This is a genomic window from Orlajensenia flava (assembly GCF_004801905.1).
In the GTDB taxonomy this organism is placed as follows: Bacteria; Actinomycetota; Actinomycetes; order Actinomycetales; family Microbacteriaceae; genus Orlajensenia; species Orlajensenia flava.
The window spans coordinates 65469-80131 of record NZ_SSSN01000001.1; the positions used below are offsets into that span (position 1 = coordinate 65469).

16 protein-coding genes and 1 pseudogene are annotated in these 14663 nt (G+C 68.6%); 10 read left to right on the top strand and 7 right to left on the bottom strand.

Translation table 11 applies throughout. The features are described from left to right. Positions 1-84 precede the first annotated feature (84 nt). A complete protein-coding gene (locus E6C70_RS00310) occupies positions 85-726 on the bottom strand; it encodes a Maf family protein (RefSeq protein ID WP_136421136.1) in 642 nt (213 codons plus the stop codon). Between the two features lie 29 nt (positions 727-755). Between E6C70_RS00310 and E6C70_RS00315 the strand changes: the two genes are divergently transcribed. From E6C70_RS00315 to E6C70_RS00330, 4 genes are read left to right on the top strand one after another with little or no spacing between them, the layout of a single operon-like run. Beyond that, positions 756-2054 carry a class I SAM-dependent RNA methyltransferase gene (locus E6C70_RS00315; RefSeq protein WP_407921004.1) on the top strand — a complete coding sequence of 433 codons (1299 nt, stop codon included), beginning with the start codon at positions 756-758 and terminating at the stop codon, positions 2052-2054. Between the two features lie 47 nt (positions 2055-2101). Next, on the top strand, positions 2102-2767 hold the full coding sequence (locus tag E6C70_RS00320; protein WP_136421138.1) for a response regulator transcription factor: 666 nt from the start codon (positions 2102-2104) through the stop codon (positions 2765-2767). Next, positions 2757-4013 carry a sensor histidine kinase gene (locus tag E6C70_RS00325; RefSeq protein ID WP_136421140.1) on the top strand — a complete coding sequence of 419 codons (1257 nt, stop codon included), beginning with the start codon at positions 2757-2759 and terminating at the stop codon, positions 4011-4013. The genes E6C70_RS00320 and E6C70_RS00325 overlap by 11 nt, the downstream gene beginning before the upstream one ends. Further along, entirely contained in the window at positions 4010-5017 is a 1008-nt protein-coding gene (locus tag E6C70_RS00330; RefSeq protein ID WP_136421142.1) for a DUF8320 family protein, read from the top strand. Before E6C70_RS00325 ends, E6C70_RS00330 begins: the two co-directional genes overlap by 4 nt. A 298-nt stretch (positions 5018-5315) precedes the next feature. Here E6C70_RS00330 and E6C70_RS00335 read toward each other — a convergent pair whose 3' ends face one another. From E6C70_RS00335 to E6C70_RS00345, 3 genes are all read right to left on the bottom strand, one after another. Continuing rightward, on the bottom strand, positions 5316-5561 hold the full coding sequence (locus tag E6C70_RS00335; RefSeq protein WP_136421144.1) for an acyl-CoA carboxylase epsilon subunit: 246 nt from the start codon (positions 5559-5561) through the stop codon (positions 5316-5318). Next, complete coding sequence (locus E6C70_RS00340; protein ID WP_136421186.1) at positions 5561-7132, bottom strand: acyl-CoA carboxylase subunit beta; 1572 nt, start codon at positions 7130-7132, stop codon at positions 5561-5563. Before E6C70_RS00340 ends, E6C70_RS00335 begins: the two co-directional genes overlap by 1 nt. A gap of 96 nt (positions 7133-7228) precedes the next feature. Continuing rightward, positions 7229-8068 (bottom strand): methyltransferase domain-containing protein, encoded by an 840-nt coding sequence (locus E6C70_RS00345; protein WP_136421146.1) that lies wholly within the window; start codon positions 8066-8068, stop codon positions 7229-7231. A gap of 85 nt (positions 8069-8153) precedes the next feature. Here E6C70_RS00345 and E6C70_RS00350 point away from each other — a divergent pair, with 85 nt between their 5' ends. After that, complete coding sequence (locus E6C70_RS00350) at positions 8154-9005, top strand: biotin--[acetyl-CoA-carboxylase] ligase (RefSeq protein ID WP_136421148.1); 852 nt, start codon at positions 8154-8156, stop codon at positions 9003-9005. 6 nt (positions 9006-9011) lie between these two features. Then, the gene (locus E6C70_RS00355; RefSeq protein ID WP_136421149.1) at positions 9012-9578 is read left to right on the top strand and encodes a PH domain-containing protein; all 567 of its coding nucleotides are present in this window, start codon (positions 9012-9014) and stop codon (positions 9576-9578) included. Here the strand turns inward: E6C70_RS00355 and E6C70_RS00360 are convergent. Continuing rightward, entirely contained in the window at positions 9537-10052 is a 516-nt protein-coding gene (locus E6C70_RS00360) for a GtrA family protein (RefSeq protein WP_136421151.1), read from the bottom strand. The two genes, E6C70_RS00355 and E6C70_RS00360, sit on opposite strands and share 42 nt — an antisense overlap. A 123-nt stretch (positions 10053-10175) precedes the next feature. Between E6C70_RS00360 and E6C70_RS00365 the strand changes: the two genes are divergently transcribed. Next, positions 10176-11306, top strand: a complete 1131-nt coding sequence (locus E6C70_RS00365; RefSeq protein WP_136421153.1) for a 5-(carboxyamino)imidazole ribonucleotide synthase — start codon at positions 10176-10178, stop codon at positions 11304-11306. Here the strand turns inward: E6C70_RS00365 and E6C70_RS00370 are convergent. Then, entirely contained in the window at positions 11263-11691 is a 429-nt protein-coding gene (locus E6C70_RS00370) for a GtrA family protein (RefSeq protein WP_235833208.1), read from the bottom strand. The genes E6C70_RS00365 and E6C70_RS00370 overlap by 44 nt on opposite strands. A 157-nt stretch (positions 11692-11848) precedes the next feature. Continuing rightward, positions 11849-12391, bottom strand: coding sequence for a hypothetical protein (locus E6C70_RS00380; protein ID WP_136421157.1), 543 nt, complete (start codon positions 12389-12391; stop codon positions 11849-11851). A 352-nt stretch (positions 12392-12743) separates the two neighbouring features. On the opposite strand from E6C70_RS00380, the gene E6C70_RS00385 reads away from it, so the two are divergent. The 3 genes and pseudogenes from E6C70_RS00385 to E6C70_RS00395 form a co-directional block, all read left to right on the top strand. Further along, a complete protein-coding gene (locus E6C70_RS00385) occupies positions 12744-13289 on the top strand; it encodes a hypothetical protein (protein WP_136421159.1) in 546 nt (181 codons plus the stop codon). Between the two features lie 36 nt (positions 13290-13325). Next, a complete protein-coding gene (gene purE / locus E6C70_RS00390; RefSeq protein ID WP_136421160.1) occupies positions 13326-13865 on the top strand; it encodes a 5-(carboxyamino)imidazole ribonucleotide mutase in 540 nt (179 codons plus the stop codon). Then, a pseudogene (locus tag E6C70_RS00395) lies at positions 13862-14663 on the top strand (LCP family protein); the annotation flags it as partial. The gene purE and the pseudogene E6C70_RS00395, both read left to right, overlap by 4 nt.

Sequence of the window (14663 nt, forward strand, 5' to 3'; positions counted from 1 at the left end):
GGGTGCATCGGTCGGCCCGCTTTGAGTGGGATGGACAATAAACCCGCTCCACCCCTGCAGGAACCGACAAACGCGCGGCGATCCTCAGTCGCGAGTCCAGAGATCGGGCCAGTCGACCCCCAGTGCCCGCACGAGATCGCGCAGCGTCGACAGCGAGAGCCCGATCACCGTGCTCGGGTCGCCGTGCACGGAACGGATGAACGGGCCGCCGAGGCTGTCGATCGTGAACGCTCCAGCGACCTCGAGCGGTTCCCCCGTGGCGATGTAGGCGTCGATCTCGGAGGCGTCCACCTCGGCGAAGGTCACGGTCGCCTGCGCCACCGCCCCGCGGGAACCGCCGAGCCTTCCGCCGCGATGGTCCACGAGCCAGTGGCCGGAGTAGAGCACGCCCGTGCGACCGCTCTGCCGGAGCCAGCGCTCCCGGGCGAGCTCGGGGCGATGCGGCTTGCCGTAGATGCGCCCGTCGAACAGGAAGGCCGAGTCGCCACCGAGGATGAGGCCGTCGATCGGCCCCCCGTCGACGTCGCGGCCGACGACAGCTTCGGCCTTCGCCCGCGCGAGCAGCTCGACCATCGTCCAGGCATCGAGGGGGCGCGCCAAGTCGGCCTCGACGGAGGCCACCAGCGCCTCCTCGTCGACCTCCGGCGCGATCGTCAGGGGTTCGATTCCCGCGGCACGCAGGGTGGCCCGGCGTGCCGGCGACGTGGAGGCGAGGTAGAGCCGCATACGGGCGCCCTTCGGTATGGGATGCTCGGATGATGGCCACGAATCGACGCCGTTACTCACGACCCGCCGTGGACGATCACGTCGACCACGCCCTCGAGGTCGAGCTCGACGTCACCAACGTAGCCCACGGCGGAGTCTTCGTCGCTCGCTACGATGGCCGGGTCGTGTTCGTCGCGGACACCCTTCCCGGGGAGCGGGTGCTGGCGCGCGTCAGCGACACCCGTCACGCGAGTTTCTGGCGTGCGGAGACGCTGCGTGTGCTGCAGGCGGCCCCCGAGCGGCGTGAGCACGTCTGGCGGGAGGCATCCGTCGATCGGACGCCCACCGAGCGCGCCGGCGGAGCCGAGTTCGGCCACATCACCGACGAGCACCAGCGCGAATTGAAGCGCCGAGTGCTCGTCGACGCCCTGCAGCGGTTCGGCGGCATCAGCACTGACGCGGTGGTCGAGGAGATCGGCGGCGAGGCGACCGGATGGCGCACGCGCGTCCGCCTCCAGGTCTCCCGCGACGGCGTGGTGGGACCCTACGCCGCCCGATCGCATCATGTCGTGGCGGTCGACAGCCTGCCGCTCGCCTCCGATGCCGCTGCGGCGATCGCCCCCCTCGGCGAACGGCATCCGCATGCCGTCTCCATCGACGTCGTCGCGCCGAGCGACGACGCGCCGAGGCTGCTCGTGGCCGAACGCGACGGGCGCGGGCGTGCTTCGACCGCAGCAGGAAGCCACGCTGTCGTGCACGAGCGCGTCGGCGACCGGCGCTTCGCCGTCGACGCGGGCGGATTCTGGCAGGTGCACCGCAGCGCGGCGACGACCTTGACCTCGGCGGTGCAGGATGCCGTTGACGAAGACCTGTTCGACGCCCGCGCGGCCAACCTCGACCTCTACGGGGGCGTGGGGTTGCTGGCCGCCGCCATCGGCGACCGCTTCGGTTCCGCCACTCGGGTGACGAGTGTCGAGAGCGATGAGCGCGCGACCGAGCACGCCGGTGCAAATCTCGCGGAGTGGCTCGGAGCGACTGCCATCACCGCACGCGTCGACCGGTATCTCGCCGAGCTGGTCGGCACTGCATCCGCCTCCGACCGTCGTCGTCTCGAGGCGGCCACCGTCGTGCTCGACCCGCCGCGTTCCGGCGCGGGCAGAGCGGTGATCGACTCTCTCGCCGAACTGGCACCCCGCCAGCTGGTCTACGTGGCGTGCGATCCCGTCGCCCTCGCTCGGGACACCGGCCTGCTGCGGGGTCACGGCTACGAGCTGACCGGCCTGCGGGCGTTCGACCTGTTCCCGAACACGCATCACCTCGAGGCGGTGGCGAGCTTCACGCGACGCTAGACGCGATGCGTGCGTAGTCTGGTGCGGACAGGGAGGCGAGGAGCAGCGTGACGGAGCACATTCACGTGGCGATCGTGGAGGACCACGAGTCCGTGGTGCTCGGCCTCCGGTCGGCCTGCGATGCCGCGGGGTACGAGGTGATCTTCACGAGCCCGACTGCCGCCGATCTCGTCGACCAGGTGCTCGGACGACCGTGCGACGTGGTGGTTCTCGACCTCTCGCTCGGCGACGGATCACGGGTGCGCGACAACGTCAAGTCCGCGCAGGCGACGGGGGCGGCCGTGCTCGTGCACTCGATCGCCGACCGGGCGGCGAGCGTCCGCGAGGCCCTTGCAGCCGGTGCCGCCGGCGTCATTCCCAAGTCGGCGCCGATGTCGACGGTGATGGCCGCCATCGCCACCGTGGCGCGTGGCGAGGTGCTCAATAATCTCGAGTGGGCGTCGGCGATCGACGCGGATGCGGACTTCGCCCGAGCGCAGCTGGGCCCTCGCGAGCGCGACGTCCTGCATCTGTACGCCTCGGGCCTTCCGCTCAAGATCGTCGCCCAGCGCCTCGGAATAGCGCACTCGACTGCCCGCGAATACCTCGATCGGGTGCGCGTGAAGTACGTCGAGGTCGGCCGGCCCGCCCCGACAAAGGTGGACCTGCTGCGCCGCGCCGTCGAGGACGGCATCCTGCCTCGCCTCGACGCGGATAACGCGGATGAGCGCTGAGGAGGTCGGCGTCGGCGCTCCCGCCAGCGTTCGAGCCCTCCTGAGCGCGCCCGAACGGCGCCCGGTCCTCAGCGCGACGCGCATCGACGCCGCGCTCTCCCGCGCTGCCGGGGCCTTCGGACTGCTGTTCGGGGCGCAGACGGTTCCGGTCATGCTCCAGCAGATGCCCGCGTTCTCCTGGTGGTGGGGCTGGATCGTGGCCGGAGCCATCGTCGTCGGCATCCTGGCCGTCGCGGTCGCCACCCTGTCCATGCGGGCTGTCGGGGCGGTCTGCGGCTCGTTCGCGGGCCTCTACCTCATCGTGGTGGTGGCTTGGCCGTTCGTCGTCTCCGATCCGACGGTCATCGGCCCCGACAAGCCGTGGGTCTGGTACCTCATCACGGTCGCGACCGTCAGCGCCGCCCTCGCCTACCCGATCCGAGTCGCCGCCGTGTACACGGTCTCGCTCCCGATCGCCTACCTGTTCGTTCGTCTCACCCCCGACGGCGGCGCCGCGCCGCTCGGAGCGGCCGCCCTCGACGCCGTCTACTCGATCGTGCTCGGATCAGCGGCCCTGGTCATCGTGTCGCTGCTGCGCCAGACCTCGAGCGCGGTCGACGCTGCCCAGTCGGCCGCGCTCGAGCGGTACGCGGAGGTGGCTCGGCACGACGCCCGCGAGGCCGAGCGCGTGCAGGTCGACGCGCTCGTGCACGACAGCGTGTTGACCACCCTGCTGGCCGCTGCTTCGGCAACCTCGCCGGAGCAGGCGCGCCTGGCGGAGGCGATGGCCGACGCCGCTCTCGAGCGGCTGCAGGACGTCGACGACGGTGATCAGGCACCGAGCGGCGGTCCTGTCGCGGTGGATCAGGTGGTGAGGCGCATTCGGGCGGGCATCGCGTCCGCTGGTGGGTCCACCGTGGTCCACACCCACGGGCTGCGCGGCCAGACGCTCCCTCCGGCCGTCGCCGAAGCACTGTTCTCGGCCGCGGTGCAGGCCCTGGTCAACAGCGCCCAGCACGCGGGAGCTCCCGGCCTCGTCGTGGACCGCCGCATCGACGTGTCCCGGGTCGGTGATGGCTGCAGCATCGTCGTCGCCGACACCGGCGTCGGCTTCGATCCCGCGACGGTTCCCCGCGAACGGATGGGGCTGCGCGTTTCCATCCGCGAACGGATGGCGGGCGTGGGTGGGTCCTCCGTCGTCCGTTCGCGACCGGGCGACGGGGCCGTGATCGAGTTGCACTGGCCGTCGAGGGAGCCGCAGCCATGATCGGGGTGCCCCGCATCATCGTCGTCGCGCTCGCCGCGGCGTTCTCCGCTTACCACGTCGTCCTCGGTCTCGCCTCGCTGGCGACGCCGTCGATGGCCGGTCCGGTGATCGTCGCGATGGTGCTGTACGCGACGGCGACGACGCTCAGCCTCGTGCCCGGCCGAGCGCGGCTGCTGCCCACCTGGATCGCCGCAGTGGACCTCGCGGTGGCGGTCGTGATGCCCCTTCTCGTCTGCGCCGTGCTGCAGCCCGACGCCGACAACGGATACGCCACCTGGTATGTCGCCGCGGTGGGCACCCTCATGACGATCGTCGCGGTGCGAGGCCGGTTCGTCATCGCCTGGGTCGGAGTGGGCTTCCTGACGGTGCAGTCGCTGGTGTGGGCAGGGCTCGGTTCCTTCGCCACGCTCGGCGTCATCGGCAGCCTCGTCTGGGTCGCGGTGGCGCAGGTGACGACGGTGACGACGGCTCGCGCCGCTCGAGACACGGCGGCCTTCGCCGTCGCCGAACGCGAGGCGTCCGAGCTGCAGGCGGCACAGGATGCCCATCTGGTCGAGCGCCAGGTGCGGTTGGAGTCGACCACGCGCATCGCCGCCCCGATGCTGCGTCGCATCGTCGACTCCCGAGGCACGCTGGACGCCGCCGGCCGTGAGGAGTGCCGTCAGCTCGAGGCCGCCATCCGCGACGAGATCCGGGGGCGCATGCTCCTCGACGACGGGGTGCGCGAGGCGGTTCGCGCTGCGCGGATGCGCGGCGCCGCCGTCACCCTGCTCGACGAGGGCGGTCTAGACGATCTCGACGACACCAGCCGAACACGCGTGCTCGATTCCCTCAGCCAGGCGATCTCGTCGACGGATGCGGAGCGCATCATCGTGCGCACCGTCGCCCCGGGATCCCTCGCGGCGGTCACGGTCGTAGGCCGCGGTCCGGTGGGGGAGGCGGAGGCCCTCGGAGTCGACAGCGGCGACGACGTGCGCCTGTGGCTGGAGATCCCGCGCGGCTGAGGACGGCACTCAGAATCACGAAGGGGAGCCGATCGTGGACCGGCTCCCCTTCGGAAACGCGTTTCACAGTGATAACCCGAATATCACAGTGACCCGCTCAGCATCCGCCGCGCTTACCCTGGTCGGCGAGATGCAGGTCGGCGCTGGAAGCGCCTTCCCCACCTATGTTGGCGCACTCCTGTCGATAACAAAAGTCATCACTTCGGGGGACAAAGCATTCGCTCCTGGACAAGCGTATCCGCAGCTCGCGAGCACCCCTCGTTCGGGAGCGCGCGGTGGCGGGGTACACGCCACGGGGTCAGCCGGTGAACGAGCGCCAGCGGCCCGGGCCGGGAGTGATGGTCGACCTGAGCGATCGCCGTCCCCGGTCCCACGGCGTGGGAACCGGTGCCTCCGTCGCCCCAACGTGATCCGATCCTTCGGCGAGCGCGGCGGCCAGGACGGCGGAGACGGCCGCGGCCTCCTCCGCGCTGACGCCACGCGTCAGGAAGGCGATGTCGGGGGCTTCGATGCCGCCGATGTCCTCGGGCAGGTCGGAGTCCATCAGAGCGGGATGTTCCCGTGCTTCTTGGCCGGCAGGCTCGCGCGCTTGGTGCGGAGGGCGCGGAGGGCCTTGGTGATGGAGACGCGGGTGGCCGCCGGCTCGATGATGCCGTCGAGTTCGCCGCGCTCGGCCGCGAGGAACGGGCTGGCCACGTTGTAGGTGTATTCGTTGGCGAGCTTGGTGCGCACGGCGGCAACGTCCTCGCCGGCCTCCTCCGCGCGCTTGATCTCGCCACGGTAGAGGATGTTGACGGCGCCCTGCCCGCCCATCACGGCGATCTCGGCCGTCGGCCAGGCGAGGTTGATGTCGGCACCCAGCTGCTTGGAGCCCATCACGATGTAGGCGCCACCGTAGGCCTTGCGGAGGATGACGGTGACCAGCGGGACGGTCGCCTCGGCGTAGGCGTAGAGCAGCTTGGCACCGCGACGGATGACTCCCGTCCACTCCTGGTCGGTGCCGGGCAGGTAGCCGGGAACGTCGACGAGCGTGACGATCGGGATGCTGAACGCGTCGCAGAACCTGACGAACCGGCTGGCCTTCTCGCCGGCGTCGATGTTGAGGGTTCCGGCCATGGCGTTGGGCTGGTTGGCGATGATGCCGACGGATCGACCCTCGACCCGGCCGAAGCCGATGACGATGTTGGGCGCGAACAGGGGCTGCACCTCGAGGAAGTCGCCGTGGTCGACGATGCCCTCAATGGCGGTGCGCATGTCGTACGGCTGGTTCGGCGAATCGGGAATGAGGGTGTTGAGGCGTCGGTCGCCATCCGTCACCTCGAGTTCGATGTCGCTGTCGTACACGGTCGGATCGGAGAGGTTGTTGTCGGGGAGGAACCCGATGAGGGTGCGCGCGTAATCGAGCGCGTCGGACTCGTCGCTCGCGAGGTAGTGCGCGACGCCCGAGGTCTTGTTGTGGGTGAGCGCTCCGCCGAGCTCCTCCATGCCGACGTCCTCGCCCGTGACCGTCTTGATCACGTCGGGGCCGGTGACGAACATCTGGCTGGTCTTGTCGACCATGATCACGAAGTCGGTGAGCGCGGGGGAGTACACCGCGCCGCCGGCCGCTGGCCCGCAGATGATGGAGATCTGGGGGATGACGCCCGACGCACGGGTGTTGAGCCGGAAGATCTCGCCGTACTTGCCGAGCGCGACGACGCCCTCCTGGATGCGGGCTCCACCGGAGTCGAGGATGCCGATGATCGGCACGCCGGTCTTGAGCGCGAGCTCCATGACCTTGATGATCTTCTCCCCGGCTACCTCGCCGAGCGATCCGCCGAAGATCGTGAAGTCCTGCGCGTAGACGGCCACCTGACGGCCGTGGATGGTGCCGACGCCGGTGACGACCGAGTCGCCGTACGGCCGCTTGGCCTCCATCCCGAACGCGTAGGTGCGGTGCCGGACGTACTCGTCGAGTTCGACGAAGCTACCCGGGTCGAGGAGCGAGTCGATGCGCTCCCGCGCGGTCATCTTGCCCTTGGCGTGCTGCTTCTCGATGGCCGCGTCACCGCTCGCGGTCACGGCCTCGTGAAAGCGGTTCTTGAGGTCGGCCAGCTTTCCAGCCGTCGTCGACATGTCGGGGGCCGGGGCTGCGGTGTTCTCGGTCACGCGCTTCAGCCTATCCGGGACGGATGCGGGGCAACCGTTGACGAAAGCCTACAAAGATCGCCGTCAGGGTTCGTGACCGACGGAAGCCTTCCTCGCGATGATCTCGCCATGCGGCATGAGATACGTGCTATCGGGCGAGGCCACCCACGACAGCCAAGCCGTCCGTATGCGTTCGAGCGCTTCGATATTGGCAAGGCCGGATTCGATGGCATGAGAAGCGAACGTCGACTCCCGGACTCGTTCGGCCCACGCCCCTCCCCACCACTCCCTTTCGGTCTCGGACGCGAAACTCCAGATGGAGGCGGTGACGTCTACATTCGAAAATCCTGCCGCGTGAGCCCATGCCTTGAGCGAGCGCCCAGCGTCCGGGTCGCCACCGTTCCAGACGTGCACCGCTCGATAAACGGTCATCCACTCATCCAGTCCCGGAAGTCGTGGGTACCACGCGACTCCGCCGTAATCCACGTCACGGGCTGCCATCAGACCGTCGGTCTTGAGCACCCGGAACGCCTCCTTCAGGACGTCGACGGGGCGCGCGACATGTTGCAGCAACTGATGGGCATGCACGATATCGAAGGATTCGTCAGGGAAGGGCAGCGAGTAGACGTCACCCTGAAGGAACTCGATATTGTCCACACCGACGTCTGCTGCGTGCGCGCGTGCGTGCGCCACGACACTGGTTTCGGCGTCCATACCAATGACTGAGCCGGCGAACGCGATCCGAGCGAAGTCGACCGAGATCGTCCCCGGGCCGCACCCCAGATCCAGAATGCGCGAGTCGGGCCGGATGCTCGGGAGGAGGTAGGCGGCCGAGTTCTCTGCCGTGCGCCACAGGTGAGTCCTCAGCACGCTCTCGTGGTGGCCGAGAGTGTACTCGTCGCGTTGAGTGAGCTGGCTAGACATCAGAATATTTTAGCAAGTCGTCTCCTGCGCCTCGTCCTCCTCGTATACGCTGCCGAGCTCTCGCCGCACTCGGTACCCTGACGGAATGGACTTCCCCCGCAGCCGAGTCGCTGCCGCCGCGTTCGAATTCCTCGACGAGGCCCCGTCGACGAACGACGAGCTGGTCGCGCGCGCCGTGGGGCCGGACGCGGCGTCGTGGCCCGACCTGTCCGTCGTCGTCACCGACAACCAGACCATGGGTCGAGGCAGGCTCGGGCGCACCTGGCTGGCGCCGACGGGCAAGGCGTTGGCGATCTCACTCCTCGTGCGGCCGGGCTTGGAGAATGGCGACCCACTGCCCCCGGCGGCCATCGGCTGGCTGCCCCTGCTCGCGGGCGCGGCGATGACGCGGGCGGTGAGCACATCCGTCGCCCCGTTCGTCGACCGGCTGGCCGCGCGTGCAGCGGAGGACGGCTCACCCGGCGAGGTCGTCGTGGACCTCAAGTGGCCCAATGACGTGCTCATCTCGGGCTACAAGGTCTGCGGAGTGCTCGCAGAGCTCCTCCCCGACGGTGCCGGGGCGGTGATCGGTGCGGGCGTCAACCTCACGCTCGACGAACACGACCTGCCGACCCTCGCGTCGACCTCGTTGCTGCTCGTTACCGGCGAGAGACCGGATGCCGATGCCATCCTCGCCGACTATCTGGAGGCCTTCTCCGAGCTGTATCGGGCCCTCCTGGGGGCCGGCGGCGATGCGGACGCCAGCGGGTTGCGGGCGGAGGTGAGTGCGCTGTGCGGGTCGCTCGGCCGGCGGGTGCGCGTCGAACTTCCCGGAGACCGGCAGCTGATCGGCGTCGCGCGGTCGATCGACGCGGATGGCCGATTGGTGGTAGAGAACCTCGAGAACGGCGAACTGCAGGCTGTCGCAGCCGGAGACGTGACCCACCTGAGGTATTAATGACGTATGAGCGCCACGGGGGAGTCGATTGCACGGCCGCCCCAGCCGGCGCCCGGTGAGAAGGCGGTCGCTCGCGTCCGCCGCCATGCCCGCGTCCTGTTCTGGCCGTCGCTTCTCCTGGTGGCTTGCTGCGGCGCGGTGGGGTACTTCGTCTGGGGCCTGCCCGAGGCGTCAATGAAGCTCGCGGTCTGGGGCGCTCTGGCGGTTGTCGCCCTGTTCGGTTGGCTGGTGCCGCTGCTGTGGTGGATGGGTCAGCGCACGACCATCACGACACGCCGCGTGATCGTGCGCAGCGGGTTCTTCGTGCGCGTGCGCCAAGAGGTGGCGCTCGGCCGGGTCTACGACGTGAGCGTCCGCCGCAGCTGGTTGCAGAGCACGTTCCGCAGCGGAGACGTGCTGATCAACCTGGGGTCGGACAAACCCATCGTGCTCCGGGACGTCCCGCGTGCCGGACTCGTCCAGCAGGCGCTGCACGACCTCGTCGATCGCGCCCACGACACGGGCAGCGTCGTGCGGTGGCAGACGGAACCGTCAGCCCTCCCCGACCAGACCGTTGTCTGGGGCGGACGGTAGCACTCGCGCGGGCCTCGGCGTGCTGCGGTGGGGCGCGAACACCCACAGTCGGTACGCGAAGAAGCGGAAGGCCGTCCCGAGCACCAGCCCGATGACGTTACCCGAGATGTTGTCGGCGAGCTGCGACGTGAAGCCGAGCACGTAGTGCGAGATCCACAGGCACCCCAGGCCGATGAGCATTCCGACGGCGCTCGCCGCGAAGAACTCGACGCCCTCTCGCACCGTGCTGCTCGAGCGCTTGTCTCCGAACGTCCAGTAGCGGTTGCCGATCCAGTTGACCAGGATCGCGGCCGTGGTCGAGACGATCTTGGCCAGCAACGGGCCGGAGTGCACGTGCTCGGGTGCGAACACGGTTGCCCGCAGGATGTTGAACAAGGTGATGTCGACGACGAGCCCCACCACGCCAACAGCGCCGAAGCGCGCGACCTGGACGAACAGGGCGCGCCATCCGCGGGTCTGCGTTGTGGTGGTCATGGGTGCTCTCGTGTCGCTGGAATGGACGAAGATGGGTGGTGCGTCCGGGCAGTCTATTCATGGTCGGCCAACGCATCCTGAACAGCGTCTGCGCGAAGCGGACACGACCTGAGAGTCCTCACCATGATCGTTGGCGTGATCGGCGGCGGGCAGCTGGCCCGCATGATGATTCCGGCGGCCGTCGAGCTCGGAATCGAGCTGCACGTGCTGGCCGAGGCGGAGGGGATGTCGGCCGGTCTCGCGGCCGTTGCCGTGGGCGACTACCGCGACCGTGACGCCGTGCTTGCCTTCGCCGATACCGTCGACGTCGTCACGTTCGACCATGAGCACGTGCCTCAGGAGATCCTCAGGGAGCTCGTGTCGCGTGGCGTGGCCGTGCACCCGGGTCCGGATGCGCTGCAGTACGCGCAGGACAAGCTGCTGATGCGCGAGAAGCTCGCATCCCTCGGCCTCCCCGTGCCCGACTGGGCGCGCGCGTCGTCCGCCGACGAGCTGGCCGACTTTCTCGATGACCACGGCGGCCGCGCGGTGGTCAAGACCGCCCGGGGCGGTTACGACGGCAAGGGCGTGCGTGTCGTGCGGGCAGCACACGAGGCCGATGACTGGTTCACGGCGCTGGCCGAGGACGGCAATGGCGGTGACCTCCTCGTCGAGGAGCTGGTGGACTTCAGTCGCGAGCTCGCCCAGCTCGTGGCCCGTCGGCCCTCAGGCGAGGTGGTCGCGTGGCCGCTCGTCGAGACCGTGCAGAAGGAGGGCGTCTGCGCCGAGGTCATCGCTCCCGCTCCGCATTCCGCCGGGCGCATCGCCGATCTGGCAGCCGACATCGCCTTCGCGGTGGCCGAGGGCGTCGGCGTCACGGGCGTTCTCGCCGTCGAGCTCTTCCAGACGACGGATGGCCGGCTGCTGGTCAACGAACTCGCCATGCGGCCCCACAACAGCGGCCACTGGTCCATCGACGGGTCGACCACGAGCCAGTTCGAGCAGCACCTGCGCGCCGTGCTCGACCTGCCCCTCGGCGCCACCGGATGCCACGACGACTGGTCCGTGATGGTCAACATCCTGGGCGGCCCGACGTCGGGCTCGCTCGAGGACCGCTACCCGGCCGCGCTCGCTGCGCATCCGCTCGTCAAGGTGCACAACTACGGCAAGTCGCCTCGGCCGGGTCGCAAGATCGGCCACGTGACCGCCGGCGGCACCGAGCTCGACGACGTCAGCTACGAGGCGCGGGCGGCTGCTGCGCTGCTGGTGGAGTAGGCCGCCGGAACGAGAAGCTGCGGTGGCCGAAGAAGCTGATGAGGGTCGCCACGATCACGATGAGCGCCTGCGCGATCAGCACGGGCACGCGCAGCGCTTCCACCAGCAGCGGCAGCGCGACGAAGTTGATCGTGATGGTCAGCGCATAGACCCCGACGAAGCGGACGAAGTCGATGACGACGTTGCCGCTCACCCGGAACACGAAGCGGCGGTAGAGCACGAACGCCAGCACGATGGCGATCGCGTAGGAGAGAGCGAGGCTGAGCAGGTAACCGCCCGGCGAGGTGCCGAACACCCATCGCGTGAAGACGGCGAAGAGCACGTACGCCACCACCGTGTTGACCGCGCCCACGATGAGGAAGCGCACGCGCTGGTCGGCGAGCATCCTTGCTCCCCAACGCACCATCGTTATCCCGACCTGTCATCGTGCCCGCAGAACCGTTGCTCTGTACCCGGGCGAGTCTACGGGCGGGTCGAACGTCGTCAGTGAAGGGCCGCTTCCTTGCGCTCAGTCCGCACGGAGATGCGCAAGCGTTCCTGTCTCAGCCGCAGTACTCACTGTCGATCTTTGGTTCATCCCGAAGCACGATCGAATCGACCGTGGCGCCGTCGGCCGATGCGAAGTTCATCCAGCGTCCGCCGGGGCCGGCGAGGGTGTAATAGGTGCCCGCCGCCGCATCGACCTGCTCGATATCCGCGTATGCGGCGAGGAGATCGCTTACAGAGGAACCGACTCCGATCCCTGACGACGTTCGCGGTGAACCGAGCGCAACCGCCGACGGCTCACCCCAGCCCTGGATGACCACTTCATCGACCATGCCTGCATCGGTCGTATCGGGAAGCCAGATGCTCGGAGCACCTGCTTTGACGAAAGCCGGGAACGGACAGGTGGCTTGGTCCGCTCGCGAGTAGCCCGCCAGTTTGGCGTTCGCTTGAGCAACGGAGTCGCCGACGAGCAGCGCTCCAACACCGCCGAAGTCGATGACTGTTGCGGTGGCTTGCGCCGACGGCGGCGGCGACGACGGTACGGTCGACGCCGTGGCTGGAGGGCGCTCGCTGGCCGCCGGCGCGGTCGGCGTCGTCACGCACGACGTCAATGCTCCGACGAGTGCGAGCACACATACGATGGTGAGCCCACGTTGCTGGAACCCCATGTCGATCCTCCTCTTGCGGGTGCAACTCTGTCTGCTGGGTCAAGCGAGGACAACCCTCGAAACACCCCCCGAACGGGGATATCGAGTGTCGAGGAACGATGTGCCACGCTGAGCCGACGATCCGGGGGCATACGTGATTCGATGGACGGCCGCACCGGCGGGGGCGCTTCTCTTTGTTGGCCTGTTGAGCGGGTGCGCGACGTCGGCGGCGCACGATGTTCGTCAGACGTCAGTGCCGCCATCTCCAGTCGCCATGGCAAACGCGGCGGGTTCGTTGACTTCCGTGCGATCCATCGTCGTCCGTCCGGAGCAGCTCGACCTTAAGTCCGCGGACGGGGCGCTGATAAGTGAATTGTCCTACGACTCCGACCCCCCGCACTTCGTCGACACACTGTCGGCTGTCCTGGGTGCCCCGGCTGAGGTCGACCCCGATGCCGGCGGGTCCGGCGTTCGGTGGGCGGGTGTGCGCGTCGCCTGGGGACCCGGGGCGACGGGACCCAAGCACGGCATGAAGAACATGGTCGATTTCGATCGTGCGATCGTCGGCGACGGGGTGTCCGTCGTCACTGTTCAGGGATTCAAGCCTGGAGACGACGTATCCGCGTTCGCAGCCCAGCGCGGCAGGACTTACTGGACCACAGACAGCGGCGCCGGTCAGAACCTCATCGACGCTGAGGTCGGCGCTGAGCTAGGCCCCAGCCCTGTCGCAGGCTATCTCAATGCACACGCCGTCGCTGTTTCCGACGATCCCGCAGCTCCCGGTGCAAGCGATATCTTCGCGCCCTTCAACTTCGGCGTGGAGGATGGCTCTGAAGCCGACCAGAGCTGACGGGTGGCTCACCGCATTCGATGTTCCACGCGCGCCATGCCGGTTTCTCCCAGCCCTCCCGCCTACTATCGACGGGTGAGTGAGCAGAGCCCGATCGTCGGCATCGTCATGGGGTCGGACTCCGACTGGTCCGTGATGAGCGACGCCGCACAGACCCTCCGAGATTTCGACGTGCCCTTCGAGGTCGAGGTCGTCTCGGCACACCGCACGCCGCGCAAGATGATCGACTACGGCACGGATGCGCGAGTGCGCGGCCTCAAGGTGATCATCGCGGGCGCCGGGGGAGCGGCGCACCTGCCGGGCATGCTGGCATCCGTCACCACCCTTCCCGTCGTCGGCGTTCCCGTGCCCCTCAGCCGACTCGACGGCCTCGACTCGCTGCTCTCCATCGTGCAGATGCCCGCCGGCGTGCCGGTGGCCACCGTATCGATCGGGGGTGCGAAGAACGCGGCGCTCGTTGCCGTGAAGATCCTCGCCACGGCCGACGACAGCCTCGCCGACAAACTCGCGGCGTACGCGGCCGACCTCGAGGCGCTCGTCACCCAGAAGAACGCAGACCTGCAAGCTCGACTATGACAGCCCTCACCGCCACCGCTTCCCCGATGCGCTACCCGGATGCCGGGTCGCGCACGCTGATGACCCGTCGCGCCTGGTGGCTCGTCGTGCTCAACGTGCTGATTCCGGGCTCTCCGCAGGTGCTCGCCGGCAACCGACGCCTCGGACGCTTCGGCCTCGGCACCACCCTCGCGCTGTGGGCACTCGTCGTCGTCCTGGCGGGACTGTGGTTCTTCGCACGGACGGTCGTCTACTCGATCTTCAGCAACTCGATCACGCTGTGGGTGATCGCCGCCGTGCTGTTGTTCTACGCCGTCACGTGGGTCATCCTGAGCTTGGACACGCTGCGCCTGGTGCGCTTCGTCCGTACCGCGCCGTCGGCACGGGCGTGGATCGCGGCGCTCACCGTTGCGCTCATGGTCGGTCTGAGCGGGAGTGCGGCCTACGGGGCGTACCTCGCCACGACCGCCAGCGGATTCTTGTCATCGGTGTTCCAAGCCGGGCCGTCGGTGCCCCCGATCGACGGCAAGTACAACATCCTCCTCCTCGGTGGCGACGCCGGGCCGGACCGCGACGGCCTCCGGCCTGACAGCATCTCGGTGGTGAGCGTCGACGCGAACACCGGTCGCGCTGTCATGATCGGTCTGCCGCGCGATCTCGAGAACGCCCCGTTCTCACCGGGCCCGATGGCGGACAAGTATCCGCAGGGGTACGGCTACGACGACACGTGCGATGTCGATGTCTGCCAGCTCAACTCGATCTACACCGAGGTGGAGCTGAAGAGCCCCGACATGTACCCGGACGCCGCCAAGAACGGCA

Bases quoted from the DNA above. Each gene is read 5' to 3' on its own strand.
- E6C70_RS00310 (WP_136421136.1), bottom strand. From the start codon at position 726: ATGCGGCTCTACCTCGCCTCCACGTCGCCGGCACGCCGGGCCACCCTG.
- E6C70_RS00315 (WP_407921004.1), top strand. From the start codon at position 756: ATGATGGCCACGAATCGACGCCGTTACTCACGACCCGCCGTGGACGAT.
- E6C70_RS00325 (WP_136421140.1), top strand. From the start codon at position 2,757: ATGAGCGCTGAGGAGGTCGGCGTCGGCGCTCCCGCCAGCGTTCGAGCC.
- E6C70_RS00330 (WP_136421142.1), top strand. From the start codon at position 4,010: ATGATCGGGGTGCCCCGCATCATCGTCGTCGCGCTCGCCGCGGCGTTC.
- E6C70_RS00335 (WP_136421144.1), bottom strand. From the start codon at position 5,561: ATGGACTCCGACCTGCCCGAGGACATCGGCGGCATCGAAGCCCCCGAC.
- E6C70_RS00340 (WP_136421186.1), bottom strand. From the start codon at position 7,132: ATGTCGACGACGGCTGGAAAGCTGGCCGACCTCAAGAACCGCTTTCAC.
- E6C70_RS00345 (WP_136421146.1), bottom strand. From the start codon at position 8,068: ATGTCTAGCCAGCTCACTCAACGCGACGAGTACACTCTCGGCCACCAC.
- E6C70_RS00350 (WP_136421148.1), top strand. From the start codon at position 8,154: ATGGACTTCCCCCGCAGCCGAGTCGCTGCCGCCGCGTTCGAATTCCTC.
- E6C70_RS00355 (WP_136421149.1), top strand. From the start codon at position 9,012: ATGAGCGCCACGGGGGAGTCGATTGCACGGCCGCCCCAGCCGGCGCCC.
- E6C70_RS00360 (WP_136421151.1), bottom strand. From the start codon at position 10,052: ATGACCACCACAACGCAGACCCGCGGATGGCGCGCCCTGTTCGTCCAG.
- E6C70_RS00365 (WP_136421153.1), top strand. From the start codon at position 10,176: ATGATCGTTGGCGTGATCGGCGGCGGGCAGCTGGCCCGCATGATGATT.
- E6C70_RS00370 (WP_235833208.1), bottom strand. From the start codon at position 11,691: ATGCTCGCCGACCAGCGCGTGCGCTTCCTCATCGTGGGCGCGGTCAAC.
- purE (WP_136421160.1), top strand. From the start codon at position 13,326: ATGCCGGTTTCTCCCAGCCCTCCCGCCTACTATCGACGGGTGAGTGAG.